The following is a 25,497-nucleotide window of genomic DNA, read 5'->3' as shown; positions in this document are numbered from 1 at the left end:
CTATGTTCCGGCGCCGGGGTAGAATCCGCGGCTTTCAGGGCGGCAGTCAGAAAGGAGGAGAGATGACAGTCAAGGTAGCCGTAACGGGGTTCGCCGGGCGCATGGGGCGCGCGCTGGCAGAGGCGCTGGCGCAGGCCGATAACGCGGAACTGTCCGCGGCAATCGTGCGCCCCGGGTCCAGCCTGGTGGGCAGCGATGCGGGCGAGGTTGCCGGGCTGGGCCGGTCGGGACTGCCGGTCGTGGATAGCCTTGGCGGCGCTCAATTCGATGTCCTGATCGACTTTTCCGCTCCCGCTGCCACCCTGGAAAATGCGGCCTTCTGTGCCGGGCAGGGCAAGCCGATTGCAATCGGCACCACCGGCTTCAGTGAGGCCGAGAAAGCGACGTTACTGGCACATGCACAGGATATCCCGCTGTGCCTGGCGAGCAATTTCTCCACTGGCGTCAATCTCTGCTTCAACCTGCTGGAGACTGCTGCCCGGGTAATGGGGGAAGAGGCGGATATCGAGATTGTCGAGGCGCACCACCGTCACAAGGTGGACGCCCCGTCGGGCACCGCCCTGAGTATGGGGGAAGTGATTGCTGAAACGCTGGGCCGGGACCTGCAGCAGGTGGCGGTCTACGGGCGCGAGGGGCAAACCGGTGCGCGCGATCGCGAAACCATTGGTTTTGCCACGGTTCGTGGCGGCGATGTAGTGGGGGAGCACTCGGTAATGTTCCTCGCCGATGGCGAGCGCATTGAAATCGGCCACCGGGCCAGCAGCCGCCTGTCGTTTGCCCGCGGTGCGGTGCGGGCGGCGCTGTGGCTGCTTGGGAATGAACAAAAGGGCGACCGCGTGCCGGGCCACTACGATATGCGCGATGTACTGGGGCTGAAAGTCGGTTAACCTGATCGCGACTGAATTTTGCAACATCAAGGTCACAGGAGTTGGCGTTGGAACATAAGATAATCGTTGGTAGCGAGGAGTGGTGCAGCTTCCCCGGGCTGGGGATTCCCGCCATCAAGGCGCGGGTTGATTCGGGGGCCAAGACCTCCTGCCTGCACGCCTACAACATTCATACCTTCAAGCGCGACGGCGAGTCCTGGGTCAGCTTCGAGGCGCACCCGCTGCAGCACCAGCGGCGCCCGTCGGTACGCTGCGAGGCGCGCCTGCTGGACAAGCGCACGGTGCGCAGTTCATCCGGGGAGGCAGAAAAGCGCCCGGTCATCCGTACCGCCCTGTCGATTGGTGGCAGTGTCTGGGATATCGAGCTGACCCTGACCAACCGGGACTCCATGGGCTACCGGATGCTGCTGGGCCGCGAGGCGATGATGGGCCGGATGATGGTGGACCCGGCGGAGAGCTTCTGTCTCGGCGATATGCGCGTCAGTGAGCTGGAGGAGTACTACCGGGACGAGCATCACATGGCGGGCACCGGCCTGCGGATCGGGCTGCTGGCGTCCAACCCGGACCTGTACAGTAACCAGCGCATCATGGAGGCGGGCGCCGAGCGCGGGCACCGCATGAGCTTCCTCGATATCCGCCAGTGCTATATGAAGCTGGATCCCAGCGAGCCGGAGGTCCACTACCGCGACGGGCGGATCCTGAACAACCTTGATGCAGTGATTCCCCGGATCCGGCCCAGCCAGACCTTCTATGGCTGTGCCCTCACGCGCCACTTCGAGAGCCTCGGCGTATTTGCCCTCAATGGTTCCGACGCCATCAGCCAGTCGCGGGACAAACTGTTCTCGCTCCAGTTGCTGCAGCAGGCGGCCCTGAATATCCCCACGTCGGGCTTTGCCAACTCGCCGGTGGATACCAACGAGCTGATTGAAATGGTTGGCGGCGCCCCGCTGATCGTGAAGTTGCTCGAAGGTAGCCAGGGACGCGGGGTGGTGCTGGCCGAGACGCGCAAGGCGGCCGAATCGGTGATCAACGCATTCAAGTCCCTCAAGGCCAACCTGCTGGTGCAGGAGTTTATCCGGGAGGCCCAGGGCAAGGACCTGCGCCTGTTCGTGATCGACAACAAGGTGGTGGCTTCCATCCAGCGGGAGGCCGCACCCGGGGAGTTCCGCGCCAATATCCACCAGGGCGGCACCGCCTCGGTGGTGAAGGTTACTCCCGAGGAGAAGCGCCTGGCAGTGAAGGCGGCAAAGACCCTGGGCCTGAAGGTGGCTGGGGTGGATATTATTCGCTCCCGCAAGGGGCCACTTCTGCTTGAGGTGAATTCCTCACCGGGCCTGGAGGGCATTGAGAGCGCCACCCGCAAGGACGTGGCCGGCAGCATGATCATGTCGATCGAGAAAGCGCTGAAATGGCGCCCGGCGGCGCCGGTCAATGGCGCTGAAAGCGTGGTTCCCGACGAAGGGGCCGGTTGACGGCCCTGTCCCGGGGCGAGGGTCCCGGGGTCCTCTCCCCTGCGCCGGCCGGGTTACGGCTGGCAGCTTCCTCTTCCTGCCCCTTTGGCGAAGGCCCCGCCGCGATACTAATCTGGTGTTGAGACACGCTGGTATGTAGTCGTGGCAGCGAAGTCGATGCCAGTGAGCGTATTCCCGCGCCACCGAGACCGATAAAGCCATGCGAGCGGGCATGAAACGACACCCCGACCCTTCCTTCCGTCGCCTGGCAGTGCAGCTGCTCGGGCACCTTATGTTGTTGTTGCTGCTGCAGCTGATCCTGTCGGCAGGAGCCGCCGCGGCGCCCTCGCGGCTGTCGGATACCGAGGCGGGGCGCCGGCTGATGATCAACTATATTGTCCATTTCGCCCATCACCTGCAGTGGCCGATCGAGGTTTTCAGCGGCACCGGGGCACCGTTCCGAATCTGCCTGCTGGAGCAGCCAGACCTGCTGGCGCCGCTGGCATCCCAGCTCAAGTACCATCGTGTCGATGGGCGACCGGTCGAGGTTGCCGGCCTTCCGCCGGGGGAGAAACTGGAGGCGCGCCGCTGCCAGATCCTGGTGCTGGGCGAGGTGTCCCCGGATTACTGGCGCGAGCTGATGCTGGCACTGGAGTTCTTCCCGGTGCTGACGGTCAGCGATGTCCGCGGCTTTACTGCCGCGGGGGGCATGATCGGCTTTGTGGGACGGGGGCCACAGGTGGCGGTGCGCCTGAACAAAACCATGTTCGACCGCTCGGAACTCAAGATTGGCAGCAGCCTGTTCCGGTTGACCAACGGGGCAGATTAGCGCGCTGCGGGCAAGGTCCGGTGACAGTTCACCGCGCCAGAATGTCCGGTCCTGCGGCGGGAAAGCCTGAATTGGTGCTGCCAGTGTGGCGCTTTCCCGGCTTGCCCTGGACGCTCTGGCAGCGCTCGGTTGTCACCGAACCTCACGCATGGCCCGTTGCCGTCTACTGGCGTATTTTTATACTGGCGCTTGGGGCGCATTTCGAGTAGAATCTGCGCCCGGTTTGGGCATGTCGCGCGCTCGCTGCGCGCCGGACAGTGAGTCCCATCAACGCCGGTGGCAAGCGCCGGCCACAGTGTGAGAGCTGCGCGTGAAGAAATCCAAAAAGCGAGATGAAGCAGGAGTTTCATCTCGCTTTTTTATAGGGGCCCGGTTCCAGGGTGCCCTGTCCAAGGACAGCGCTGCTGCCGGGGCGCCGTCGGGCCGCCCGGGCCAGCTGGAGCAGTATCACCGCGCCTCACGTCAAATCCCGCCCGGAAGCAGTTCTGAAGATTGGAGATCAAGTTGACTAAAGCTGTCCCCACGCCGGAGCCCCAGATGCCCAGCCCCCTGATGCCAAGCACTACGCCAGCGCTGCTGGTACTCGCCGATGGCAGCGAGTTTCACGGGCGCGCCATTGGCGCCCTTGACAGCGCCGTCGGTGAGGTCGTGTTCAACACCTCCATGACCGGTTACCAGGAAATCCTGACCGACCCGTCTTACGCGCGCCAGATTGTCACCCTGACGTATCCCCATATCGGCAATACCGGCACCAACAGTGAGGACGAGGAGGCCGCGGATATCTGGGCCACCGGCCTGGTAATCCGCGACCTGCCCCTGCTGGCCAGCAGTTTCCGCAATGAGAAGTCACTCGAGGACTACCTGCGGGACCGCAATGTGGTGGGCATCGCCGATATCGACACCCGCCGCCTGACCCGCCTGCTGCGGGACAAGGGCGCCCAGAACGGTTGTATCGTCGCCGGCGACGATATCGACCGGGACGCGGCGCTGGCCAGGGCGCGTGAATTCGCCGGCTTGAAGGGCATGGATCTTGCGAAGGTGGTTTCCACCAAAGAGCCCTACAACTTCAATGAGGGCACCTGGGAACTTGGGCAGGGCCACCAGCCGGCGCCGGCAGCGCAGCCTTACAAGGTTGTGGCTTACGATTTTGGCGTCAAGCGCAACATTTTGCGCATGCTGGTGGATCGCGGCTGCGAACTCACCGTAGTGCCGGCACAGACTCCGGCCTCCGAGGTGCTGGCAATGAATCCCGACGGCGTATTCCTGTCCAACGGACCCGGTGATCCCGAGCCCTGTGACTATGCCATCAAGGCCATTCGCGAGATTCTCGACGCCGGGATCCCCACCTACGGTATCTGCCTGGGGCACCAGCTGCTGGGCCTCGCCGTGGGCGCCAGGTCCGAGAAAATGAAGTTCGGCCACCACGGGGGCAACCACCCGGTGAAATGCCTCAAGAGTGGCCGGGTGATGATCTCTGCCCAGAACCACGGCTTCTCCATCGACGGCGATTCACTGCCGGAGAATGTGGAGATCACCCACGTGTCCCTGTTTGACAATACCAACCAGGGTATCCGCCTGACCGACCGGCCCGCATTCAGCTTCCAGGGACACCCGGAAGCCAGCCCCGGCCCGCACGATGTGGCGCCACTGTTCGACCAGTTCGTCGAAATGATGGAGGCGCGCCGCCAGGCGTAACAGGGGCCGGCTGCGGCCGGCCACGGGACACGTGCATACGCACTGACTGAATTTTGAATTGACCATCACCGGTGCGGCCGGTGCGAGACGGAAGAAAGATGCCAAAACGCACAGACATCAAAAGCATTCTGATTATCGGCGCCGGTCCGATTGTTATCGGCCAGGCCTGCGAATTCGACTACTCCGGCGCCCAGGCCTGTAAGGCGCTGCGGGAAGAGGGCTACCGGGTGATCCTGGTGAACTCCAACCCCGCCACCATCATGACCGACCCGGCCATGGCCGACGCCACCTACATCGAGCCGGTGGAATGGCGCACGGTGGCCAAGATCATCGAGCAGGAACGCCCCGATGCCATCCTGCCCACCATGGGTGGCCAGACAGCGCTCAACTGTGCGCTGGCACTGGACAAGCACGGTGTCCTGGAAAAGTTTGGTGTAGAGCTGATCGGTGCCGACAAGGAGGCGATCGAGAAGGCCGAGGACCGGGACCTGTTCGACAAGGCCATGCGTGCGATTGGCCTGGAGACGCCGCGCGCCAAGATCGTCCATTCCATGGAAGAGGCGATGAAAGTCCCGGAAGAGTTCGGCTTCCCGGTTATCATTCGCCCGTCCTTCACCATGGGCGGCTCCGGCGGCGGTGTGGCGTACAACTGGCCCGAGTTCGAGGAAATCTGCAAGCGCGGCCTGGACCTGTCCCCCACCAACGAACTGCTGATCGACGAATCCCTGCTCGGCTGGAAAGAGTACGAGATGGAGGTGGTTCGCGATAAGAACGACAACTGCATCATTGTCTGTGCCATCGAGAACTTTGACCCCATGGGCGTGCACACCGGTGACTCCATCACCGTGGCCCCGGCGCAGACCCTGACCGACAAGGAATACCAGCTGATGCGCAACGCCTCCCTCGCGGTGCTGCGCGAGATCGGCGTTGAAACCGGCGGCTCCAACGTGCAGTTCGGCGTCTGCCCGAACACCGGGCGCATGGTGATCATCGAGATGAACCCGCGGGTATCCCGCTCCTCCGCCCTGGCCTCCAAGGCCACCGGCTTCCCGATCGCCAAGGTAGCGGCCAAACTGGCAGTGGGCTACACCCTGGACGAGCTGCAGAACGAGATTACCGGCGGTGCGACCCCGGCCTCCTTCGAGCCGAGCATCGACTATGTGGTTACCAAGATCCCGCGCTTTACCTTCGAGAAATTCGGCGAGGCAGACGCGCGCCTGACCACACAAATGAAATCCGTGGGCGAGGTGATGGCCATCGGCCGCACTTTCCAGGAGTCCCTGCAGAAAGCACTGCGTGGCCTGGAAGTGGGCAGCTTTGGCCTCGAGAGCAAAATTGACCCCGAGGAGGAGGGTGCGCAGGAGCGCCTGCGGCGCGAGCTGTCCGTTCCCGGTGCAGAGCGTATCTGGTATGTGGGTGACGCCTTCCGCATGGGGATGACGGTCGAGGAGGTCTATGAGCTCTCGGGCATCGACCCCTGGTTCCTGGTGCAGATCGAGGAACTGGTCAGGATAGAGGAGCCGCTCAAGGCCCTGCCCACATCCGCCCTGACGACTGAATACGTGCGCTTCCTGAAGCGCAAGGGCTTCTCCGACATGCGCCTTGCCAAGTTGCTGGGGGTAAGCCAGAGAACCGTGCGCGAGTTCCGCCACAAGCTGGGGGTGTTCCCGTCTTTCAAGCGCGTGGATACCTGCGCGGCCGAGTTCGCCACGTCCACCGCTTACATGTACTCCACCTATGACGAGGAGTGCGAGGCGAACCCGTCCGACCGCAAGAAAATCATGGTGCTGGGTGGTGGCCCGAACCGTATCGGCCAGGGCATCGAGTTCGACTACTGCTGTGTGCACGCCGCACTGGCGATGCGCGAGGACGGTTACGAGACCATCATGGTCAACTGTAACCCCGAAACGGTTTCCACCGACTACGATACCTCCGACCGCCTCTATTTTGAGCCGGTGACCCTGGAGGATGTACTGGAAATCGTGGCCAAGGAAAAGCCGGAAGGTGTGATCGTACAGTTCGGCGGCCAGACTCCGCTGAAACTGGCGCGCTACCTGGCGGCGGAAGGGGTGCCGATCATTGGCACCACCCCCGAGCAGATTGACCGCGCCGAGGACCGCGAGCGCTTCCAGCAGATGATCATGCGCCTGGGGCTGAAGCAGCCCAAGAATGCCATCGTGCGCTCCGTCTCCGAGGCCATCCAGGCCGCCAAGGACGTGGGATACCCGCTGGTAGTGCGCCCCTCTTATGTACTGGGTGGCCGGGCGATGGAAATCGTCTACAAGGAAGACGAGCTGCTCAACTATATGAAGGAAGCGGTACAGGTATCCGACGACTCGCCGGTTCTGCTGGATCACTTCCTCAATGCCGCGGTCGAGGTGGATATCGATGCGGTGTCCGATGGCCAGGATGTGGTCATCGGCGGCATCATGCAGCATATCGAGCAGTGCGGTGTGCACTCCGGTGATTCCGCCTGCTCCCTGCCGCCCTATAACCTGCCCGCCGGGGTGCAAGACCAGATGCGCGAGCAGGTCAAGGCCATGGCCCGTGAACTGGGCGTGGTAGGCCTGATGAATACCCAGCTGGCCTGGCAGGACGACGAGATCTACGTGATCGAGGTCAACCCCCGCGCCTCCCGCACGGTGCCGTTTGTCTCCAAGTGCATCGGTACCTCCCTGGCCAAGGTGGCGGCGCGCTGCCAGGCGGGGATCAGCCTCGCGGATCAGGGCTTTACCAAGGAAATCGTACCGGACTACTTCTCCGTGAAAGAGTCTGTATTCCCCTTCAACAAGTTCCCGAAGGTGGACCCGATCCTCGGCCCGGAGATGAAGTCCACCGGCGAGGTCATGGGCGTTGGTGCCACCTTTGCGGAAGCTTTCGATAAGGGGCTGCTGGCCGCCGGCGACACATTGCCGGAATCAGGCAAGGTCTTTATCTCGGTCCGTGACTTCGACAAGGATGCCGCAGTCCATGTGGCACGGGACCTGGTGGGACTCGGCTTCGAGCTGGTTGCCTCCCGTGGTACCGCCAAGGTATTGCAAGACAGCGATATTCCGGTTACAACCGTCAACAAGATGAGCGAGGGCCGGCCGCATATCGTCGATATGATCAAGAACGACGAGATTGCCCTGGTGGTCAACACTACCGAGGGGCGCCAGGCGATACGCGACTCCGCCGATATCCGTCGCAGCGCGGAGAACCACCAGGTGTGTTACACCACCACGCTGGCGGCGGCCAAGGCCATGGCGCTGGCCATGCAGCAGGGCGAGCCGCTCCAGGTACGCCGTTTGCAGGACCTGCATCAGCGCGTGGTTGAGTTGTCGAAATAAATCCGGCACTGCCCGGAGCGGCCACCGGCCACAACCAATCAGTGATATATCGGCCGGGCTTCCCCATGGGGAGGCCCGGTTTTCTAGTAATAAAAATTGGAGGTCCCAACTTGAACCGGGTACCAATGACTGTCGAGGGCGCCGAGGCCCTGCGCGCCGAACTGGAAAACCTGAAGAAGGTAGAGCGCCCCGCCGTGGTCCAGGCGATTGCCGAGGCCCGTGAACATGGCGACCTGAAGGAAAACGCCGAGTACCACGCGGCCCGCGAGAAGCAGGGCTTTATCGAGGGACGTATCCAGGAAATCGAGGCCAAGCTGTCACACGCGCAGGTCATCGATGTCAAAGCCATCGAGCCCAGCGACAAGGTGATCTTCGGTACCACAGTGACCATCATCCACATGGAAACCGACGAGGAAGTGACTTACCGGATTGTTGGCGATGATGAGGCTGACGTGAAAGAGAAGAAGATTTCGGTGAACTCGCCGATTGCCCGCGCGTTGATCGGCAAGGAAGTGGGGGATGTTGTCGAGGTGCAGACTCCGTCAGGATCGGTGGAGTACGAGATCGATACTGTGCAGCATATCTGATCCCGCAGCGGGATGATAATAAAAAAAGGGCGGCCAGCAGGCCGCCCTTTTTTTTGCCCTTTTACTGGAACACAACGGAGTTGTTGAATGCGCCGATCTGGGTGACAAGGGCTGTTTCGGCCAGGCCGAACTGTCCGACCAGGGCGTTGTTGCCAAGACCGGTCTGGGAGGTTACGGCCAGGTGACCGAAGCCGATCTGTCCGACGTACACGTCGTTGCCAATACCAACCTGTCTTTCAAATGCAGCGTTGTTCACACCTGCCTGGGAGATATCTGCCTCGTTTCCGATGCCGCTCTGTGCAATGGTCGCATCATTACCGAAGCCGAACTGGCGGGTGTCGGCATCATTGAGGATACCGTTCTGGGTCATGCTTGAGGTATGGCCAAGGCCGCTCTGGAGCGCATCGGCATTGTTCAGGATGCCGGTCTGGTTGATGGTGGCGGTGTTGAAGAAACTGAACACCTGAGTCACTGAAGCCGAGTTCAGCAGTCCAGACTGGTTAATGTTGGCGTTGTTACCAAAACCCAGGGTCTGCACTGTGACCGCACTGTTCAGTGCGCCATCCTGCATATGCATTGAGTTGCTGCCCAGCTGCAATGATTGCACTGTCAGTGAGTTATTGAGCAGCCCGCTCTGCATGCTGTTGGCGGAGTTGCCTGCACCGAAAGTCTGGAATGCCGCGGCATTGTTCAGGGCACCATCCTGCACCTGGGTGATGGAGCTGTTGAACTGCACCGACTGGGTCGCCGAGGCATTATTGAAAAAGCCGGATTGATCCTGCGTGATCGTATTATTCACGGTCAGGAAGCCGGTCTGGTTGGCAGCAGCATTGTTGCCGACCCCAGACTGGTTCTGTGTGGTGGTATTGCCGGCGGCAAAGACTGAGCCGCTGATAGCAAACAGCAGGGCGGCGGCGATCGGGGTTAACGTCTTCATGAGTGTCTCCATTACTGCATTGAGTTTCCGACGTTGGTAAAACCGGTGCCAGTTTGCACCGATCTCTTATGGTGCCTTACTCAGCACCATAGAGGGCTCCAGCCACAGGCCATCCGTGTCCACTGGGGAGCCGGGCTGAGACTGGGAATCAGGTGGGGAACCTGTCGGCACGACAGGCCGGGGAAGGGGCAATCCGCTTGCAGGGTACAGATACTGCTTCGATTCATTGGGTCGTACTGCCTGTTTCGACAATGAATGTGCTCTCTAAATGACAGTGTTGCCAGTTCTTGGTGGAGGTGCCATGGGAAGGAAGTACGGAGTTGGTTGAGAAGAAAGTGTTAACAGACGCGGGCGGCGTAGAGACAAACAGATAAGCGGACCTGTCACAGCCACAGCGCCCGTGAGAGACACCCGGAACCAGGAATCGCCGCCCTGCCAGTGAACTTCGCAGGCAGGGCGGCGGCGCTTGGTGGCCCTGGTTATCAGGTGTGGGCCTCTCCCTGGAAAGCGACCATGCTTACTGGAAGATGCTGGCCGAGTTTCCTACGCCAACCTGGTTGATGATGGCAGTTTCCGAATAGCCGTTCTGGATGACCAGTGCTTCGTTCTGTACGCCGGACTGGTTCACCAGTGCCCGGTGGTTGCCACCAGGTCCAAACTGGAAAATATCTGCACGGTTTAACAGGCCGCTCTGGTTGATGACAGCCTGGTTGTACTGGGAGGCCTGCAGGATGTTGGCTTCGTTACCCAGCCCCTGCTGGTAGATTTCTGCCTCGTTGTACAGGTCGAGCTGGGTAATATTGGCCGTATTCAGCAGGCCGTCCTGGCCGATGCTGGCGTATTGTCCAGAACCGGCCTGGAGAATTGATGCCTCGTTACCCTGACCGGACTGGAAAATATAGGCTTCGGAGTCATAGGCCGCGTACTGGCCAATTGCCGCGCCATGCACTGAACCTACCTGCTCGATGACCGCCACGTTACCACTGCCATCTACCTGCGTGATTGACGCATCGTTGCCAAAGCCGGTTTGGCCGATACGAGCTTCGCTGTTGCTTGTGGCTATCTGGAATGTCGAAGCACGGTTGAGTATCCCGGACTGGCTAACGTGCGCTGTGTTACCTGTGCCGCCTTGCTGTAGCGAATAGGCGTCATTGAGCGCGCCATCCTGGACCTGGTAGATCATGCTGCCGGTTTCGCCAGCCTGTACTGCCTCGGCGCTATTGAAGAAACCGGATTGTCGCTGAATGATGGTGTTATCAATCGTGGCTGGGTTGTCCTGGACAGCCACGGCACTGTTGGCGACACCATCCTGTGACAGGTCGGCAGTGTTGTTGGCTGCGAGGACGTACCCGCTTGTCGCCAGTAGAACAGCTGCCGCAATGGGAGTGAAGGATTTCACACGCATCTCCTTTACGTCGCACCTCAAAGGATTACTTCACGGTGTGGGTTGAGTGGCCTTGTGGGCCGTAAGGGTTTTCTGCTCCTGAGTCATGTAAAAGTCAGCGGCCGTGAAAAGCCGCTGACAGTGGGTGCGTGACGGGCGCGGAGCCGCGTCACGCTGGCTATTTCCGGGGATCGCTTTACTGCACGATCACGCCGAAATTGCCCAGACCAACCTGGGTGGCCATCGCTGTTTCAGCGAAGCCAAACTGGAAGGTCAGGTGCGCGTTCGCGATACCCAGTTGGTTGGTTGTGGACATATGGCCCAGACCCACCTGGGTGGTGGCAGCAAAGTTGACGATACCGAGCTGGTTGGTGGTCTGGCTGTTGAGGATACCGAATTGCTCTACGTCAGCCGTGTTTGCCAGACCGAACTGGTTAACGTCTGATACGTTGAGGATACCTACCTGATCGACCCATGCATTGTTAGCAACGCCAACCTGGGTGGTATCGGAGAAGTTGAACAGGCCTACCTGGTCGGTATCGGCATCGTTAGCCAGTCCGCTCTGGTTCACGATACCCAGTGAGCCGACGCTGAAGAACTGGTTCACCTCACCTTCGTTACCCGCGCCTGACTGGAGTACTACGCCAGTGTTGAATGCACCGAGGACCTGCAGAACGTCTGCCTCGTTGCCCGCACCGACCTGCACAATAAGCGCGTTACTGCCCAGCTGTCCCAGCTGGAAGGTGTCACCATCGTTGGCAATACCAACCTGCAGTACGGAAGCGTTGTTAAACGCACCGAATGCTTGCAGTGAATAGGCATCGTTAGCGATACCAACCTGGGTCTGGGAAATGCTGCTGTCGTTCTCACCAGCGAACTGCACAGCATCGGCATCGTTGACAATGCCGATCTGCAGCTGGTCGATGGTGTTGTCATCGACTCCCGGGCCAATCTGGAAGGCGCCGGCAGTATTGCCGAGGCCGATTTGGGTCTGTGTGGCGGTATTGCCTGCGGCAAGTGCGGTTCCGCTCACAGCAAACAGTACAGCGGCGGCGATCGGGGTTAACGTCTTCATGAGTTGCTCCTTTACTTCTGACGCTAAGAAACCAGTACAGCTATTACTGGCTGGAATACGCCCCTTGGCCTAGCGGCGCATTCCTTTTTGATCGGAGGGAAATCCTCCTGAGCCATGTGGCTCTATTCCTTCCCTGGAGGCGCATGGATCGCCTGCCAGTCATGCCCGCAGATCCCTGGGATCAGCTGGCACTGCTCGGCGAGCAAATTTCGATCTTTATGGTCAAAACTTGATCGCTCGACTGTCAGTTTTGCTGGCTGGCCGGAATGTCGCTATGGGAGGGAAGTGTCGAAACACTAGGAAGAAAGTTCGTTTTTTGATCAGTCTGTTGAATGAATAGCCGCTTATGTTGAATATGGCGCAATCAGGTGAGTGAGACGAACGGGGGACGTTCCCGGGGATGGGAGGAGGGGGCGCTAGTCCGGGGGCTAAAGATTGTTTATTGTGACAGGGACACAGTGTTACCGCCGCCAGTCTGCGAGATGATGGCGGTCGCAGAGAACCCTTGCTGGAGTAATCCCACGCTATTCAGGTTGCCAGCCTGGGAAATGATCGCCAGGTGACTTCCACCCTGGCCATAGGCGCCGGTCTGCTGCAGGGTTACAGCGTTGAAGTTGCCGCCCTGCGTGATGTCGGCACTATTGTACCATTCGTCCTGTTCCGCCAGGGCACGATTGGCGATACCGTCCTGTGTCACATCGACATTATTGAAGAAACCCGCCTGCCCTGTGTCCGCGAGGTTCAGTTCACCTGCCTGGCTTTCCACCGCGCTGTTGCCTACCCCGGACTGCTCGATATCGGCATTGTTATCGGTGCCAGCCTGGGAGATAAATGCCGTGCTGATATAGCTGTCGTATTGCCGGATACTCGCATCCTGCAGGATACCGGACTGGTCGACCTGTGCCTTGTTGCGGACTGTCAGTGTCTGGCGGATTTCACTACTGTTGGATAAGCCGCGCTGGCGCGTGATTGTCTCGCTGCCATAACTGGCGAGTTGCACGTTCAATGCGCTATTACGTCCACCCAGTTGTATCTGGATGCTGGTATTGTCGTCCCCGTACTGTTGCAGGGAATAGACTTCATTGAGGCCACCTTCCTGGAGTTGCAGGATTTCGCCACCCTGCTCACTCTGCTGTACAGCATAGGCACTGTTGTAGGTGCCGTCCTGGTCCTGGTCGATGGCACTACCCCGGGCACTGGAGCGCCTCTGTTCAGCAGAAGCGAAATTGCCGGAACCCTCCTGTTCCTGATCGATAGAGTTGCTTTGCGCCGCTGCCAGCGATGCAGTCATCACCGTCATCGAGAACAGGACTACGCCGTGGAAACTTGTCATTCCGTGACCCCGCTTGTGTTTGCCCGCTCAGTTGTATTGGTTCACGACAGTGGTGATTGAGGTGCCCTGCTGTGACACGGAAGTGCTCAGGCCATTACCGCTCTGGTAGATGTCCACTTTATGTGCCGCACCAAGCTGCTCGATGTTGGCTGAGTTCTGGATACCATACTGGGAGACACCCGCCCGGTGCCCGAAGCCCAGCTGGTCCAGTTGAATCAGGTTTTCATAGCCAACCTGTAGCAGGTACGCCAGGTTGATCTCACCCAATTGCCGGACAATTGCCGCATTGTCGATGCCGGACTGGTTTACGGAGAGAAAGTTCTGATTGCCCTGCTGCAGTGCCGAGAGAAAGTTCAGCACGCCAACCTGGCGGCCGTCCAGCGTGTTAAGACTGCCGTCCTGGACAATTACTGCCAGGTTGGCGATGGAAACAGCGGTTGCTGCATCGAGCTCACTTTGCGTCGGTAGTTCAGCGGCGACTTGCAGTTCCTGCGCCTGTGTCATTGCCGCGGCACAAAGCAGGCAGGCGATGGCCAGGGAAAAAAGCCGGGCGGGCCGCTGCCGGCTGCCATGCAGGCAGAACAGTTTCATTCACTTATCTCTGTCTTGGTTAATCCGGATGCCGTCGGGGCATCACATGAACCTGACCGGTTCATTCAGGTAGTACTGCAGGACCTCATTGTTGATTTCGTCCGGGTTCTGCAGTGCCCAGGAATTGGCAACGATACCTTCACTGATCAGGTGAATTACGGCCGACTCCATCGCAGATAGGGTGGCCAGCTGTGCAGGTTCGTTGCGTGTCATTCCCGCTTCCATTTCCAGAAGGCGGCGGAAACTCACAAACCGGTAGACATCCGCGCTGATTGCCTTCGAATAGACCGTTTTTGAGGTCAGTACCGAGTGCAATACGCGACCGGAGCGGATATCGATAGCCCGCAGGTTGACGGTGACCTGGTCGACCCGGTACTGGTCATCCAGCCCAATCCCGAAGTAGCGGGCACCTGCACCACCGGTACGGATATTCGTATCGTAAGCGACCACGCCGCCTTCAAGCAGAACGTTTGCGGCGACAAGACTGGGCAGCGGATGACTGTTGTTCGCGGGCATATTGGGCTTGTTCTGCGCGGCACGGATGATTTTCCTCTCCGTCAACAGATTCTGTAGCCCTTCTCGCTCCAGCGGGATAAACCAGCCCGACTGGTTGAGAACATCCATCAGCATCGACGCGCCACCCTGGGTAATCGCGGTAGAAAAGCTGCTGGAAGGGGCTGGCTTATACTGGCCCGTCTGGTCGCGGAAATTGTAGACCGCCACCAGGATCTTGCCCTTGGGTGCGGGCAGGTTGAGAAGGTCGCGGAACGTGGCGTGCCTCGGTGTCAGGCCAGCGTCATTCTGTCCGGGGCCAAACAGGGAATCGCTGGTGCTCTTCACCAGGGTGCAGCCACTCAATGTTGTAACCAGCGCCAACAGGGGCACTCCACACTTGCTGATTATTTTTCGCATGGCACATCTCTCCTATAGAGAATCGCGAATTATTGAATTTATCTTCGGCCAGGCTAGGTAGCGTTTAGTTTGTCGGGTTCAGGCCACTCACTATGATTTCACTCACATCTCCTGTGTCCCGGTCGGTGACCAGGATGGTAAGGACGCCATCCGTATCCACTATCTGCACAATAAAATCGTCGGTGATCAGTTCACCGCTATTGCCATTACCAACATCCGTCAGTAACTGGTTGAGCAGTCGGGTCTCCAGTGAATCGGTGAACCGGTCCAGCGGACTGGGTTGCTCAAACAGGTCTTCAGGCCGATCCGGGTCCTCGTTGTCATCCTGGGCCTGTGCATTGGACAGCAGGTAACTGCCATTCAGGGGGTTGCCGCCGAAATTTGGATTGGTTGGCTCGTAAATCAATTCGGTGGCAATGGCCGGGTTAAAGCTGGCTGTCAGGGCGGGAGCCAGGAAATAACAAGCGATGTACTTTGCTTTCATTAAAATTCGTCCTTTCCCAGGTCAAAGTGGTCTTCCAGTGCCTGGCGCAGCTTTTCTTTCTGCACCATTTCATGAATCTGTATGGCGGCCTGTTCAGCCTGTTTTTGCACGTCGGCGTTTCTTGGCTGGAGAAAACGCCGGTATACAACTTTATAGTTGTACGTTACCCAGATCAGGTTGCCCCACCGAGCCGAGGGTCTTTCGCGGATGGTGAGGTTGTATTGGGCGTCCGGGTAGTGGTAATTCCGGTACTCACTCATATAGCGGGCGAAATCGTGCCCGGTCCGGGTAATCGTCTGGTCGATATTGAACCCACTGATCTCATCCTCGAGACGACCGGTCGACTCTTCCAGGGTGCCGGCCTTGACGGTCTCCTCCAGCTCGTCGTCCTGTGCCAGTACAGGCAGGCTCAGGAGCACGGCAAGCATCACCGGCAGTGGCCTCATATTCGCTCCCCTTCCAGGTGCAGCTTTGCCCAGTTGCTGGCCTGGAGACGGTTCTTGACACCGATCTTGCGGAAAATGTTGTAAATGTGGTTTTTGACGGTGTGTTCGCTCAGGTGCAGCCGCGTGGCAATGACGCTATTCGATTCCCCGGAGGTTAGCTGCGCCAGTATTTCCTGTTCCCGTCGGGTCAGCAGCGGGGTATGGGTCGCGGCCGGCTCTTCGCGGCCGTCTTCGCGCAGGGCGTTGGCAAGGCGCTCAACCAGAACTTCCTGGCTGCCGTGGGAATCGCAAATGAATCGCATGCCGCGATTGCGAATCTGTGCGGTCAGGTTGTCGGCCAGGTCAGGCGGATAATTGATGAGCAGTATTTTCGGGTGGTTCAGCGACAGTAAAAAGCGAAGGGTTGCGCCCTGGTATTGATTGCCGGCGATCTGCGAACAGTCGAAAATGATGGCAAAGTAATGTGGCAGGCAGTGACGTTGCTTGCCGAACTCCGCCTTCTCCCATTTGTAAGGGAGGGACCCCGAAACCAGGGAAAACAGCAGTTCTCCATGCAGGCCGGAGTTGCTGTAAAAAAGAGCCGGCATAGGATTTTCCATCACTTCGCCTCAAATTCCATTTCAATCTTTCGCAGTCTTCAACAGCAGACAGAAAATTGAACGTCTGCGCTCCTCTGCCGATCGCTTGAGCTTCTCGCTCATAATTCCGGCCGAATATTTTTCGATAGGCCGAAAAACTTAGCGGGTGAGAAGTTAGTATGGAGTGTAGACCGTGCCTGCCGGTTTGCGAGTCACAGGGGGTTACAGGGGGATAATGGTTTGGTTTTAAAAAAGGGCCTGTTAGCCTCAAACGTAATAGGTACCCTTCAGGTCCCTGACAGGCCTGTCGATTCGGTTTTTCCGTATGCCTTTGGGCACGGATTTTGTCCCCGCTGGCGGGGGAGGTAATTGCACTGTTGGCCGGCAATGAACTGTGCCGCTGCAGGTGTATCCATAGCAAACCCGGCCACCCCCCTTTCCAATGGTGAGGACAAAGCGCGCCTGTGTAGCTGAAAACGTTGTCGGCAGGGGGAGGCAATACGGGCAGGCAAGCAGGGCGGTAATGTCGCAATGTCAGGTAACACACGGGAGAGCGGCATCGTCCTTGATCGTGGTGTCCGACCCCTGGGCTGCGGGAGCCCGCGGGCGCGGGGCACTGGTTCATAAACCTAAAGTGTCGTATTTTGACATCCGGAGTAGTTTCTCGAGCTTTCTGGCGACTCCGGGCCCGTCGTAACCGGCGGGTGATCAATTTTTCGCCAGAAAAACACAGGAGAGAGCAAGTGACGGAAATGATAGACAGTCTGCCGCTCTGGTTGTGGTTCATCCTGGCACTCGTGGCCCTGTTTGTGGCGCGTCGCCCGGTGCATCAGGCCATCAGTGCCCTCGGGCGCTTTTTCCAGCAGTCCCTGCGTATGGGGGCCAGTGCGGTGGCTGGTGCGGAGCGGCGCCTGCAACAGCGTAACCGCGAGGTGTTGCTGGCATCCGGCCAGGAAGCCGCCGAGCGCTATGTGGAGCGGGAGTTCGACCGGATTGAAGCGACCATGAAGCGGGAGCTGGCGCAATACCCCGCCCTGCACCGGCGGCTGTGTGAGCAGCTGACTGCCATCGATGAGGATTATGTGCGCAGTGCCGAGGTGCCGCCGGAGCCCACTAACTGGGCCAAGGCGATCAAGGCCGTCTCCGAGATCCCGGCCAAGCAGGATCCGGTAGTCGGGGATGTGCTCGAGATCATTCACCAGTCCATGCGCAAGTCTGAGGCCAAGGCGCTGGAGGCCTACCGCGAGTCTGCCCGTGAACGCCACCAGCTGCTCAAGCGCATGATGCCCCATTGGCGCTCGATCCTGAAAAGCCTGGGACGGGTGAACAAGCATGTGGAATCGGTAATTCGCCGGGCGACTGCCCTGGACGGCCATATGCGTCGTTACGAGGAGATCCAGCAGGGCACCGACCGGGCGCTGCGAGGACTCTCCTCTTCCTCTATGAGCCAGTTCTTTATTTCTGCTTTTGTACTGGTAATCGCCGTGGGTGGCGCGCTGATCAATTTTCACCTGATTGCGCGGCCCATGACCGAGATGGTGGGCGGCACCAGCTATATCGGTAATTTCAAGATGGCGGATATATCCGCCCTGGTGATTATCCTGCTGGAAATCACCATGGGACTCTTCCTGATGGAGTGCCTGCGGATCACACGCCTGTTCCCGGTCATCGGTTCGCTTAATGACAAGCTCCGTACGCGCATGATGTGGGTAGCTTTTGCGCTGCTGTTTTTCCTGGCCTGTGTGGAGGCGGGCCTGGCCTTTATGCGCGAGGTGCTGATGCAGGAAGACCTGGCCGTGAGCGCACAATTGCGCGGGGAGGAAGTGGCGGCAGCCACCGAGGGGGTCTACTGGATTACTACCGCCGCCCAGATGGGACTCGGCTTTATCCTGCCATTTGCCCTGACGTTTGTCGCCATACCACTGGAGAACTTTATTGCCTCGGCGCGGACCGTTATTGGCGTGCTTGCTGCATTCCTGCTGCGCACGCTGTCGGTGATTATGCGCCTGCTGGGGACGGCATCGCTGCGCTGCAGCGCAATGCTGATCCGTCTGTACGATATTGTCATTTTCTTCCCCCTGTGGCTGGAAGCCCGTTTCGAGCGTTGGCGCGAATCCGGCCAGCAGGGCAAGGCACTGGAGGAGGCGGGATGAGCAGGCAATGGACAATGATTGCCGGGCTGGTCACGGCACTGGCCACAATACTGCTGGCAGCCTGTGGGGAGTCCCGGGCGCATAACCGCGGCATCTATATGCTGGTGGATACCTCGGGCACCTACACCCGCGAGCTGGACAAGGCCCAGCAGGTGATCAACTACACCCTGGCCAGGCTACAGCCCGGTGATACCTTCGCCGTGGCCAGTATTAATACGGCCAGCTTCAGCGAGAAAAATATCCACGCCAAGGTGACTTTTGATGACCGCCCCAGCGTCACCAACCGCCAGAAGCAGGCATTCCAGCAGTCGGTGGCAACGTTCGTGGACGACGCGCGGCCGGCGGAGTACACCGATATTACCGGTGGCTTGCTGCAGGCGATCGAGTTCCTCAATGAGAAGGACCCGGGGCACAAGACAATCTTCCTCTTCTCCGACCTGAAGGAAGAGATCAAGGCGGGCTATAACCGCGATGTGCCTCTGGACCTGCAGGGATTCGATCTGGTGGCGCTCAACGTCACCAAGCTCCGCAGTGACAATGTTGATCCGAACGAATACCTGGAACGTATTTCACGCTGGCAGGAGCGTGTCGAGGAGACTGGCGGCACCTGGCGGGTCCTGAACGACCTGGGCCAACTCGAGGCAATCCTGCCCTGAGGCCATGGCTGCCAGGGCCTTTCCTGTTATGAAGTGAGGAGGCCTTCTGCCCCCATGTTGTGGTTTGTCCTTTTCTGCGGCCTATTGGCGGCACTCTGGCTTTACGCACGGGGGCGTCCCGCGCCCCCATTGACGGTAAAGTTGCCTGATGCCCCGGTTCCCATGGCGATTGCCCACGGCGATGAGCGCGGCAGTGGCCTTTTCCCCGGCAACACGCTTCTATACATGCGTGAGATGTCCCGCCTGGGCGTCGATGCCATAGAGCTGGACCTGAACCTGACGAGGGATGGCCACCTTGTCCTGATGCACGACATGGAACTGGACCGTATCACCAGTGGCAGAGGCCGTGTGATCGACCATACCCTCGCGGAGCTACAGCAGCTTGACCTGGGCATGCGCTGGACCCGTGACGGCGAGCATTATCCCTATCGCGATGCACCGCTGAGAATCTGTACCATCGATGAAGTGTTCGAGGCTATCCCCGATATGCCCCTGATCATCGAATTAAAGAACAACGACTTGGCCGCCGCCCGGGCCATGTGTGAAGTAATCAGGCGAACGGGCCATCAGCAAAGGGTAATTGTCTCCACCTTCCATAAGCGTGTGATCGATGAATTTCGCCGGATATGCCCCGAGGTCACTACCGGCGCTGCCATGGGGGATGCCATCCTGTTCTATGCCGCCCAGCTGCTGGGATTGGAGAAACTCTTGCGCCCCGCCTACCAGACCATGCAGTTGCCGCTGCGATATTTTGGCCTACCGGTGATTGGCCCCCGGTTCTTGCGGGCCGCCCACGCGCTGGGCCTGCACGTATCCGTATGGACCATCAATGAGCCCGGTCAGATGGCACACCTCACCAGGCTCGGGGTAGACGGTATTGTTACTGACCGGCCCGACATCATGAAAAATATCAACCGTATTGAATCCAATAATAAGCAGGAGGTTCATAATGCGTAGTCTGTTGAAAACCGCTACTGCGGGCATCCTCGGGACCCTGGCGACCACGGCAGTATCCACGGCGCTGGCCCAGGATCGCTTCGCGGAAGTTGAAATCAGTACCCAGAAAGTCACCGATCATATCCATATGCTGCAGGGCGCCGGTGGCAATATCGCGGTTTTCTCCGGTGAGGACGGCGTCTTTATGGTGGATGACCAATATGCGCCACTCACCGAGCGCATTGGTGCCGCGGTGGCGGCAATCAGTGACAAGCCGGTGCGCTTCGTAGTCAACACCCACTGGCATGGCGACCACACCGGCGGTAATGAGAACTTTGGAGAGGCAGGCGCACTGGTGGTGGCACACGAGAATGTGCGCAAGCGGATGAGCACTGAGCAGTTTATGAAGCTGTTCGACCGCAAGGTGCCGGCGTCCCCGGCGGAGGCCCTGCCGGTAATCACCTTTACCGATGCGACCACGTTTCACTGGAACGGCGAGGATGTGCACGTGCAGCATGTGGACCCGGCGCATACCGACGGAGACTCCATCGTGCACTTCAGGAATGCCAATGTGATCCACATGGGGGATACTTTCTTTAACGGCAGTTACCCGTTTATCGACCTGTCCTCCGGCGGTTCCGTGGATGGTGTAGTGGCTGCGATGGATAATGTATTGTCCCTGGCGAATGATTCAACCAGAATCATTCCCGGGCACGGGCCCCTCAGCAACAAGGCTGAGTTGAAAGCCCAGCGGGATCTGTTGGTAAAACTGCGTAACCAGATCCAGGCGCTGGTGGACCAGGGAATGAGTCGTGAGGAGGTGATTGCGGCGCAGCCTACCCGGGAATACGACGACCAGTACGGGCAGGGGTTTATGAAGCCGGATGTCTGGACCGGCATAGTCTACGACTCCCTGGCCCGTTAGTCCGGGGATTTGCTGGAAGGAGAAAGTGGCGGCGCAGGCCGCCATTTTCTATTCAGGTCTTGATCCGGTAGCCGGTACGGAATATCCACCAGACACCGGTCAGGCAAAGCAGCAGGAAGAGCAGGGTCATTCCCAGGCTGATGACGACGTTGACATCGGACACGCCATAGAAGGCCCAGCGAAAGCCGCTGATCAGGTAGACCACCGGATTGAATAGCGTCACCTTCTGCCAGAATTCCGGCAGCATATTGATGGAGTAAAAGGCCCCGCCGAGAAACGTCAGCGGGGTTACCACCATCAGCGGGATAATCTGCAGTTTCTGGAAGTCATCGGCCCAGATGCCAATGATAAAGCCGAACATACTGAAAGTGACGGCAGTCAACACCAGGAAGGCGAGCATCCAGAACGGGTGCAGGATATCGTAGTCGACAAAGAAGCGAGCGGTCAGCAGGATCAGCCCGCCGAGGATAATCGACTTGGTGGCTGCGGCCCCAACGTACCCCGCTACTACCTCAAACGCCGACACCGGCGCCGAGAGGACCTCATAAATGGTGCCTGAGAATTTGGGGAAGAAGATCCCGAACGAGGCATTGGAGATGCTCTCGCTCAGAAGCGACAACATAATTAGCCCGGGAATGATAAAGGCACCGTAACTGACGCCGTCGATGTCACCCATGCGGGAGCCGATAGCAGCACCGAATACGATGAAGTAGAGGGAGGTCGACAGCACCGGTGAGGCGATACTCTGCATCAGGGTTCGCCAGGTGCGTGCCATCTCGAATTTGTAGATGGCGCGAATTCCGTACCAGTTCATGGCTGTGACTCCTCTTCCATTGACTCCTCTCGTGCGCCCTTGACCAGCCCGACAAAGATCTCCTCCAGTGAACTTTCCCGGGTGTGCAGGTCGCGGAAATCAATATCGGCGTCATTCAGCCGGCGCAGGAATTCGGTAATGCCGGTATCCTCACTCCTGATATCGAAGTGATAAATAAGTTGCTGGCCGTCCTCACACAGCTCCACCGGCAGGCCGGCCAGGGCCTCAGGCAGTGCATTCATCGGGCGGGCCAGTTGCAGTCGCAGTTCCTTTTCGCCCATTTTCTGCATCAGGGTGCGCTTGTCGTCCACCAGCACCAGGCGGCCCCGGTTGATCACACCCACACGGTCGGCCATTTCCTCGGCTTCCTCGATGTAATGGGTGGTGAGGATAATTGTCACCCCGGATTCCCGCAGGCCGTGCACCATCTGCCACATATCCTGGCGCAGCTCCACATCGACCCCGGCGGTGGGCTCGTCGAGAAACAGGATCTTGGGCTCGTGGGACAGTGCCTTGGCGATCATTACCCGGCGCTTCATGCCGCCGGAAAGGGCCATGATGCGGCTGTCCTTTTTCTCCCACAGGGAAAGCTGGCGCAGTAGCTTCTCGATATATTCCGGATCGGGTGCCTTGCCAAACAGGCCGCGACTGAAATTGACGGTGGCCCAGACACTCTCGAAGGCATCGGTGGAAAGTTCCTGCGGCACCAGCCCGATTTTGCTGCGGGCGGCGCGGTAGTCGCGAATGATATCGTGCCCGTCTGCCAGTACCGTGCCGCTCGATGGGTTGACGATGCCGCAGATGATGCTGATCAGCGTGGTCTTGCCCGCGCCGTTGGGGCCGAGCAGGGCGAAGATCTCTCCCCGCCGTATATCCAGGTCGACATCCCGCAGGGCGGTAAAGCCTCCCTGGTAGGTCTTGCCAACACCCCTGGCCGAAATAATGGGTTCCACAGAAACTCCTTGCTTGTGGGTGGCTTGTTTGGGGATCCGCTCACTTCGGGATCCAGGGTCCGCGCGGGCTGGCCGCCTGAGCCCTGGTTGCCCAGCGCACCGTCAGGCGCAATGCGGCCCTGCCGATCGCCGCCGTGAATCGCTGAACGCGTTCGCGGGAGTTTACCGGAGCCTTCCCTGCCTGTCCGGAATCAGCCCCGTTTTCCCGGTACGGTGTTGGTGCCACCGGTATCCCGTTACGGTCCCGCTTTGGATTCTTGTGCCCCTGGTTGCCCGGGCCTTTATGGGTAGCCATACCTTCCATCATATCGTTGTTCTCCATGTCCTTGTCATCTGGTGCGGAGCAGTGTAAAACCTCAAGTAAACTTGAGGTCAATGCCTGGATTCCAAAATTCCCGGTAGCGATCAGCAACGCCATCCGGGATTAGCGGGAGGATGCCCATGGGGGATAAATCGTCGCGTGCGGCGCGGGAACTAAGTGTCGGGGAGGTGGCCCGGCGCAGCGGGGTGGCGGTGTCCACGCTACATTTCTACGAGAGCCGGGGATTGATCAGGAGCTGGCGCACTGCCGGTAACCAGCGCCGTTACAGCCGGGATGTCCTGCGACGGGTGGCGGTGATCAAGGTGGCGCAGAGTATGGGAGTTTCCCTGGCGGAAATCAGGGCAGCACTGGATGAGCTGCCGGACGCTCGTACGCCCAACAAGCGCGACTGGCAACGGCTGTCAGCAAAGTGGCGTGCAGAGCTGGATCGCCGCATTGAGCAGCTGCGGGGCCTACGGGATCGGCTGGATGGTTGTATCGGCTGTGGTTGCCTGTCACTGGAAACCTGCCCGATGTGGAACCCCGGCGACGAAGCCGGGAAAGAGGGAGCCGGAGCCCGCTACCTGATGCGGGGGTAGGCCGCGGCCAGTGGCTGTCAGCCAGTGGATTGCTCGCGCATCAACTGGTAATGCTCTACATCGGGAAATGGCTCATAGAAATGATGCAGGAGCGCTTTCCACTCCTGGTAGCGGGGCGACTGGCGGAAGCCCTCAGTGTGGTCCTCTAGGGTTTCCCTCTGCACCAGCAGCAGGTAGCGATGATCCTTCTCAATGCATTTCTGCAGCTGGTGGGAAAGATAGCCCGGCATGCTGGAGATGATCGCCTGCGCGCGTTTGAACGCGGCTTCAAAGGCGTCGCATTGGCCGGGCCGGATATCCAGCTGGGCGACTTCAAGAATGATGCAACTGTCCTCAGGTCGGCTTCCTTTCGCTTGCGGGCGCTCACGGGAACCGGCACCCGGCGCGCCCGCTGGAATTTCACCCTGTCAGCCGAACAGCTTGCGGTAAAACGCCATGGCGCCGCTCCAGGCATCCTGTCGCGCCTCATCGCTGTAGGCGAGTGGAATGCCGAACTTTTCCCCCCGGCTGGTAGCAGCGGGGTTGGTAAAGCCGTGTTTTACGCCGGGATAGCTGGTGAGTTCGAATTTCACCCCGGCTTTCTGCATTTCCTCGACAAATGCGGCTACCTGTGCCGGCGGGATCATGTCGTCGGCGCCGCCGGTATAGACCTGCAGTTGCGCCTTGACGCTGCCGGGTTCCACCTGGATATCGCTCTCCAGTGCGCCGTGAAAGCTGACCACGCCCTGCAGCGGCAGTCCCAGGCGGGCCATATTCAGCGCCACTGCGCCACCGAAACAGTATCCCTGGGCGGCGATATGTTGCGAGTCGACGGAGTCGTGTTGTTGCAGGATTTCCATCGCCTTGCGGAATCGCTGTTCGATGGCGCCTGGTGCCTCGAGTGCAGCGTTCATCAATGCGCCCGCATCGTCCGGATTGTCGGCCTGCTTGCCGGTGCCAAACATATCCACGGCAAAGGCGGTATAACCGGCGGCGGCGAGCTTGTCGGCCTCCTCGCGGACAAAATCGTTGTGGCCCCACCATTCGTGAATAACGAGGATGCCGGGTCGCTTGCCACTGGAGCTGTCGTCCCAGGCAAGGTAACCGGTGAAAGATTCGCTATCGACTGTGTACTCCACGGTTTCACTGTGCATTCGGGCTCTCCTGTTCTGAATGTGCAGTTGGCGGTTTACCACCGGGGGAATATAGGCGGCAAACCCTGGCAGTCTCAACCCCTGTGCAGCGTTTATCTTAGCTCTCAGTTACGTTTCCCTTCAGCTCCACCGTGTTGCCCTCGGGGTCGCGTATATAGAGTGAGGGTCCCTGGCCACCGGCGCCGTAGCGGTATTCAACCGGGCCCGGTTCGATATTCCGGGCACGCAGGTGGCGGACCAGGGCGGCGGCGTGAAATGGCTCGATCCGCAGGCACAGGTGGTCCAGGTTATGGCCCGACCGCCCGGGGGCTGTTCCGCCCGCACGTCCCAGTTCACTGTCCACCGGTACCAGGTCAATCAGGCTGCTGCCCGCGCGCAGCTGGTAGAGGCCGATGTGCGGCTCTTCCCGCTCCGGGACACAACCCAGTACGTCGACATAAAAATCCCGCATTGCTTCCAGGTCGGTCACGCGCAGGACAACATGGTCGATCTGCAGGATACGGAACATA

The 25,497-nt window shown here is 59.5% G+C and carries 26 protein-coding genes; 11 read left to right on the top strand and 15 right to left on the bottom strand.

Annotated features, from left to right (window positions below):
• Positions 1-62: 62 nt before the first annotated feature.
• The 6 genes from dapB to greA all read left to right on the top strand — a co-directional run bounded on the left by dapB (position 63) and on the right by greA (position 8,778).
• Positions 63-887, top strand: a complete 825-nt coding sequence (gene dapB, locus LVD10_RS06610; protein ID WP_237062560.1) for a 4-hydroxy-tetrahydrodipicolinate reductase — start codon at positions 63-65, stop codon at positions 885-887.
• Positions 888-934: 47 nt separating this feature from the next.
• Positions 935-2,359 (top strand): 30S ribosomal protein S6--L-glutamate ligase, encoded by a 1,425-nt coding sequence (gene rimK, locus LVD10_RS06600; RefSeq protein ID WP_439651221.1) that lies wholly within the window; start codon positions 935-937, stop codon positions 2,357-2,359.
• Between the two features lie 211 nt (positions 2,360-2,570).
• On the top strand, positions 2,571-3,167 hold the full coding sequence (locus LVD10_RS06595; protein WP_233006216.1) for a YfiR family protein: 597 nt from the start codon (positions 2,571-2,573) through the stop codon (positions 3,165-3,167).
• Positions 3,168-3,704: 537 nt separating this feature from the next.
• The gene (gene carA / locus LVD10_RS06590; RefSeq protein ID WP_233006690.1) at positions 3,705-4,862 is read left to right on the top strand and encodes a glutamine-hydrolyzing carbamoyl-phosphate synthase small subunit; all 1,158 of its coding nucleotides are present in this window, start codon (positions 3,705-3,707) and stop codon (positions 4,860-4,862) included.
• Positions 4,863-4,960: 98 nt separating this feature from the next.
• Positions 4,961-8,191 (top strand): carbamoyl-phosphate synthase large subunit, encoded by a 3,231-nt coding sequence (gene carB, locus LVD10_RS06585; RefSeq protein ID WP_233006215.1) that lies wholly within the window; start codon positions 4,961-4,963, stop codon positions 8,189-8,191.
• A 110-nt stretch (positions 8,192-8,301) separates the two neighbouring features.
• On the top strand, positions 8,302-8,778 hold the full coding sequence (gene greA / locus LVD10_RS06580; RefSeq protein WP_233006214.1) for a transcription elongation factor GreA: 477 nt from the start codon (positions 8,302-8,304) through the stop codon (positions 8,776-8,778).
• A 61-nt stretch (positions 8,779-8,839) separates the two neighbouring features.
• Here greA and LVD10_RS06575 read toward each other — a convergent pair whose 3' ends face one another.
• The 9 genes from LVD10_RS06575 to LVD10_RS17935 all read right to left on the bottom strand — a co-directional run bounded on the left by LVD10_RS06575 (position 8,840) and on the right by LVD10_RS17935 (position 16,527).
• The gene (locus tag LVD10_RS06575) at positions 8,840-9,715 is read right to left on the bottom strand and encodes a hypothetical protein (RefSeq protein ID WP_233006213.1); all 876 of its coding nucleotides are present in this window, start codon (positions 9,713-9,715) and stop codon (positions 8,840-8,842) included.
• 517 nt (positions 9,716-10,232) lie between these two features.
• Complete coding sequence (locus tag LVD10_RS06570) at positions 10,233-11,114, bottom strand: hypothetical protein (RefSeq protein WP_237062558.1); 882 nt, start codon at positions 11,112-11,114, stop codon at positions 10,233-10,235.
• Positions 11,115-11,295: 181 nt separating this feature from the next.
• Positions 11,296-12,174 (bottom strand): hypothetical protein, encoded by an 879-nt coding sequence (locus LVD10_RS06565; RefSeq protein WP_233006211.1) that lies wholly within the window; start codon positions 12,172-12,174, stop codon positions 11,296-11,298.
• A gap of 439 nt (positions 12,175-12,613) precedes the next feature.
• Positions 12,614-13,507: a hypothetical protein gene (locus LVD10_RS06560; protein ID WP_237062557.1), complete on the bottom strand. Its 894-nt coding sequence runs from the start codon at positions 13,505-13,507 to the stop codon at positions 12,614-12,616.
• 27 nt (positions 13,508-13,534) lie between these two features.
• The gene (locus tag LVD10_RS06555) at positions 13,535-14,098 is read right to left on the bottom strand and encodes a hypothetical protein (protein ID WP_233006209.1); all 564 of its coding nucleotides are present in this window, start codon (positions 14,096-14,098) and stop codon (positions 13,535-13,537) included.
• A gap of 42 nt (positions 14,099-14,140) precedes the next feature.
• Positions 14,141-15,010 carry a CsgG/HfaB family protein gene (locus LVD10_RS06550; protein ID WP_233006208.1) on the bottom strand — a complete coding sequence of 290 codons (870 nt, stop codon included), beginning with the start codon at positions 15,008-15,010 and terminating at the stop codon, positions 14,141-14,143.
• A 64-nt stretch (positions 15,011-15,074) separates the two neighbouring features.
• Entirely contained in the window at positions 15,075-15,494 is a 420-nt protein-coding gene (locus LVD10_RS06545) for a curli assembly protein CsgF (RefSeq protein WP_233006207.1), read from the bottom strand.
• Positions 15,494-15,940, bottom strand: coding sequence for a curli production assembly/transport protein CsgE (locus tag LVD10_RS06540; protein ID WP_233006206.1), 447 nt, complete (start codon positions 15,938-15,940; stop codon positions 15,494-15,496). The genes LVD10_RS06545 and LVD10_RS06540 overlap by 1 nt, the downstream gene beginning before the upstream one ends.
• Positions 15,937-16,527, bottom strand: coding sequence for a helix-turn-helix transcriptional regulator (locus LVD10_RS17935; RefSeq protein ID WP_255774599.1), 591 nt, complete (start codon positions 16,525-16,527; stop codon positions 15,937-15,939). The genes LVD10_RS06540 and LVD10_RS17935 overlap by 4 nt, the downstream gene beginning before the upstream one ends.
• 743 nt (positions 16,528-17,270) lie before the next feature.
• Between LVD10_RS17935 and LVD10_RS06530 the strand changes: the two genes are divergently transcribed.
• The 4 genes from LVD10_RS06530 to LVD10_RS06515 are packed head-to-tail and all read left to right on the top strand — an operon-like array spanning position 17,271 to position 21,188.
• On the top strand, positions 17,271-18,671 hold the full coding sequence (locus LVD10_RS06530; RefSeq protein ID WP_233006688.1) for a hypothetical protein: 1,401 nt from the start codon (positions 17,271-17,273) through the stop codon (positions 18,669-18,671).
• On the top strand, positions 18,668-19,327 hold the full coding sequence (locus LVD10_RS06525; protein ID WP_237062555.1) for a vWA domain-containing protein: 660 nt from the start codon (positions 18,668-18,670) through the stop codon (positions 19,325-19,327). The genes LVD10_RS06530 and LVD10_RS06525 overlap by 4 nt, the downstream gene beginning before the upstream one ends.
• A 54-nt stretch (positions 19,328-19,381) precedes the next feature.
• Complete coding sequence (locus tag LVD10_RS06520; protein ID WP_237062551.1) at positions 19,382-20,284, top strand: glycerophosphodiester phosphodiesterase family protein; 903 nt, start codon at positions 19,382-19,384, stop codon at positions 20,282-20,284.
• Positions 20,277-21,188, top strand: coding sequence for an MBL fold metallo-hydrolase (locus LVD10_RS06515; protein WP_233006203.1), 912 nt, complete (start codon positions 20,277-20,279; stop codon positions 21,186-21,188). The genes LVD10_RS06520 and LVD10_RS06515 overlap by 8 nt, the downstream gene beginning before the upstream one ends.
• Before the next feature lie 52 nt (positions 21,189-21,240).
• Here LVD10_RS06515 and LVD10_RS06510 read toward each other — a convergent pair whose 3' ends face one another.
• The 3 genes from LVD10_RS06510 to LVD10_RS06500 are packed head-to-tail and all read right to left on the bottom strand — an operon-like array spanning position 21,241 to position 23,373.
• Positions 21,241-22,002 (bottom strand): ABC transporter permease, encoded by a 762-nt coding sequence (locus tag LVD10_RS06510; protein WP_233006202.1) that lies wholly within the window; start codon positions 22,000-22,002, stop codon positions 21,241-21,243.
• Positions 21,999-22,955, bottom strand: coding sequence for an ABC transporter ATP-binding protein (locus LVD10_RS06505; RefSeq protein WP_237062550.1), 957 nt, complete (start codon positions 22,953-22,955; stop codon positions 21,999-22,001). Before LVD10_RS06505 ends, LVD10_RS06510 begins: the two co-directional genes overlap by 4 nt.
• Before the next feature lie 40 nt (positions 22,956-22,995).
• The gene (locus LVD10_RS06500) at positions 22,996-23,373 is read right to left on the bottom strand and encodes a hypothetical protein (RefSeq protein WP_233006200.1); all 378 of its coding nucleotides are present in this window, start codon (positions 23,371-23,373) and stop codon (positions 22,996-22,998) included.
• Positions 23,374-23,396: 23 nt separating this feature from the next.
• Here LVD10_RS06500 and soxR point away from each other — a divergent pair, with 23 nt between their 5' ends.
• Positions 23,397-23,855: a redox-sensitive transcriptional activator SoxR gene (gene soxR / locus LVD10_RS06495; RefSeq protein ID WP_233006199.1), complete on the top strand. Its 459-nt coding sequence runs from the start codon at positions 23,397-23,399 to the stop codon at positions 23,853-23,855.
• 17 nt (positions 23,856-23,872) lie between these two features.
• Here the strand turns inward: soxR and LVD10_RS06490 are convergent, their stop codons facing one another.
• The 3 genes from LVD10_RS06490 to LVD10_RS06480 form a co-directional block, all read right to left on the bottom strand.
• Positions 23,873-24,175 carry an antibiotic biosynthesis monooxygenase family protein gene (locus tag LVD10_RS06490; protein ID WP_369413276.1) on the bottom strand — a complete coding sequence of 101 codons (303 nt, stop codon included), beginning with the start codon at positions 24,173-24,175 and terminating at the stop codon, positions 23,873-23,875.
• An 87-nt stretch (positions 24,176-24,262) separates the two neighbouring features.
• The gene (locus tag LVD10_RS06485) at positions 24,263-24,988 is read right to left on the bottom strand and encodes a dienelactone hydrolase family protein (RefSeq protein WP_237062547.1); all 726 of its coding nucleotides are present in this window, start codon (positions 24,986-24,988) and stop codon (positions 24,263-24,265) included.
• 97 nt (positions 24,989-25,085) lie between these two features.
• Positions 25,086-25,496, bottom strand: coding sequence for a VOC family protein (locus tag LVD10_RS06480; protein ID WP_237062545.1), 411 nt, complete (start codon positions 25,494-25,496; stop codon positions 25,086-25,088).
• Between the last annotated feature and the right edge of the window lies 1 nt (position 25,497).

Source organism: Microbulbifer zhoushanensis (assembly GCF_021729055.1).
GTDB classification, from domain to species: domain Bacteria; phylum Pseudomonadota; class Gammaproteobacteria; order Pseudomonadales; family Cellvibrionaceae; genus Microbulbifer; species Microbulbifer zhoushanensis.
This window is presented reverse-complemented; position numbering and strand designations above follow the sequence as displayed.

Bases quoted from the DNA above. Each gene is read 5' to 3' on its own strand.
- dapB (WP_237062560.1), top strand. From the start codon at position 63: ATGACAGTCAAGGTAGCCGTAACGGGGTTCGCCGGGCGCATGGGGCGC.
- LVD10_RS06595 (WP_233006216.1), top strand. From the start codon at position 2,571: ATGAAACGACACCCCGACCCTTCCTTCCGTCGCCTGGCAGTGCAGCTG.
- carA (WP_233006690.1), top strand. From the start codon at position 3,705: ATGCCCAGCCCCCTGATGCCAAGCACTACGCCAGCGCTGCTGGTACTC.
- carB (WP_233006215.1), top strand. From the start codon at position 4,961: ATGCCAAAACGCACAGACATCAAAAGCATTCTGATTATCGGCGCCGGT.
- LVD10_RS06575 (WP_233006213.1), bottom strand. From the start codon at position 9,715: ATGAAGACGTTAACCCCGATCGCCGCCGCCCTGCTGTTTGCTATCAGC.
- LVD10_RS06565 (WP_233006211.1), bottom strand. From the start codon at position 12,174: ATGAAGACGTTAACCCCGATCGCCGCCGCTGTACTGTTTGCTGTGAGC.
- LVD10_RS06560 (WP_237062557.1), bottom strand. From the start codon at position 13,507: ATGACAAGTTTCCACGGCGTAGTCCTGTTCTCGATGACGGTGATGACT.
- LVD10_RS06555 (WP_233006209.1), bottom strand. From the start codon at position 14,098: ATGAAACTGTTCTGCCTGCATGGCAGCCGGCAGCGGCCCGCCCGGCTT.
- LVD10_RS06550 (WP_233006208.1), bottom strand. From the start codon at position 15,010: ATGCGAAAAATAATCAGCAAGTGTGGAGTGCCCCTGTTGGCGCTGGTT.
- LVD10_RS06545 (WP_233006207.1), bottom strand. From the start codon at position 15,494: ATGAAAGCAAAGTACATCGCTTGTTATTTCCTGGCTCCCGCCCTGACA.
- LVD10_RS06540 (WP_233006206.1), bottom strand. From the start codon at position 15,940: ATGAGGCCACTGCCGGTGATGCTTGCCGTGCTCCTGAGCCTGCCTGTA.
- LVD10_RS17935 (WP_255774599.1), bottom strand. From the start codon at position 16,527: ATGCCGGCTCTTTTTTACAGCAACTCCGGCCTGCATGGAGAACTGCTG.
- LVD10_RS06530 (WP_233006688.1), top strand. From the start codon at position 17,271: ATGATAGACAGTCTGCCGCTCTGGTTGTGGTTCATCCTGGCACTCGTG.
- LVD10_RS06525 (WP_237062555.1), top strand. From the start codon at position 18,668: ATGAGCAGGCAATGGACAATGATTGCCGGGCTGGTCACGGCACTGGCC.
- LVD10_RS06520 (WP_237062551.1), top strand. From the start codon at position 19,382: ATGTTGTGGTTTGTCCTTTTCTGCGGCCTATTGGCGGCACTCTGGCTT.
- LVD10_RS06515 (WP_233006203.1), top strand. From the start codon at position 20,277: ATGCGTAGTCTGTTGAAAACCGCTACTGCGGGCATCCTCGGGACCCTG.
- LVD10_RS06510 (WP_233006202.1), bottom strand. From the start codon at position 22,002: ATGAACTGGTACGGAATTCGCGCCATCTACAAATTCGAGATGGCACGC.
- LVD10_RS06500 (WP_233006200.1), bottom strand. From the start codon at position 23,373: ATGGCGTTGCTGATCGCTACCGGGAATTTTGGAATCCAGGCATTGACC.
- soxR (WP_233006199.1), top strand. From the start codon at position 23,397: ATGGGGGATAAATCGTCGCGTGCGGCGCGGGAACTAAGTGTCGGGGAG.
- LVD10_RS06485 (WP_237062547.1), bottom strand. From the start codon at position 24,988: ATGCACAGTGAAACCGTGGAGTACACAGTCGATAGCGAATCTTTCACC.
- LVD10_RS06480 (WP_237062545.1), bottom strand. From the start codon at position 25,496: ATGTTCCGTATCCTGCAGATCGACCATGTTGTCCTGCGCGTGACCGAC.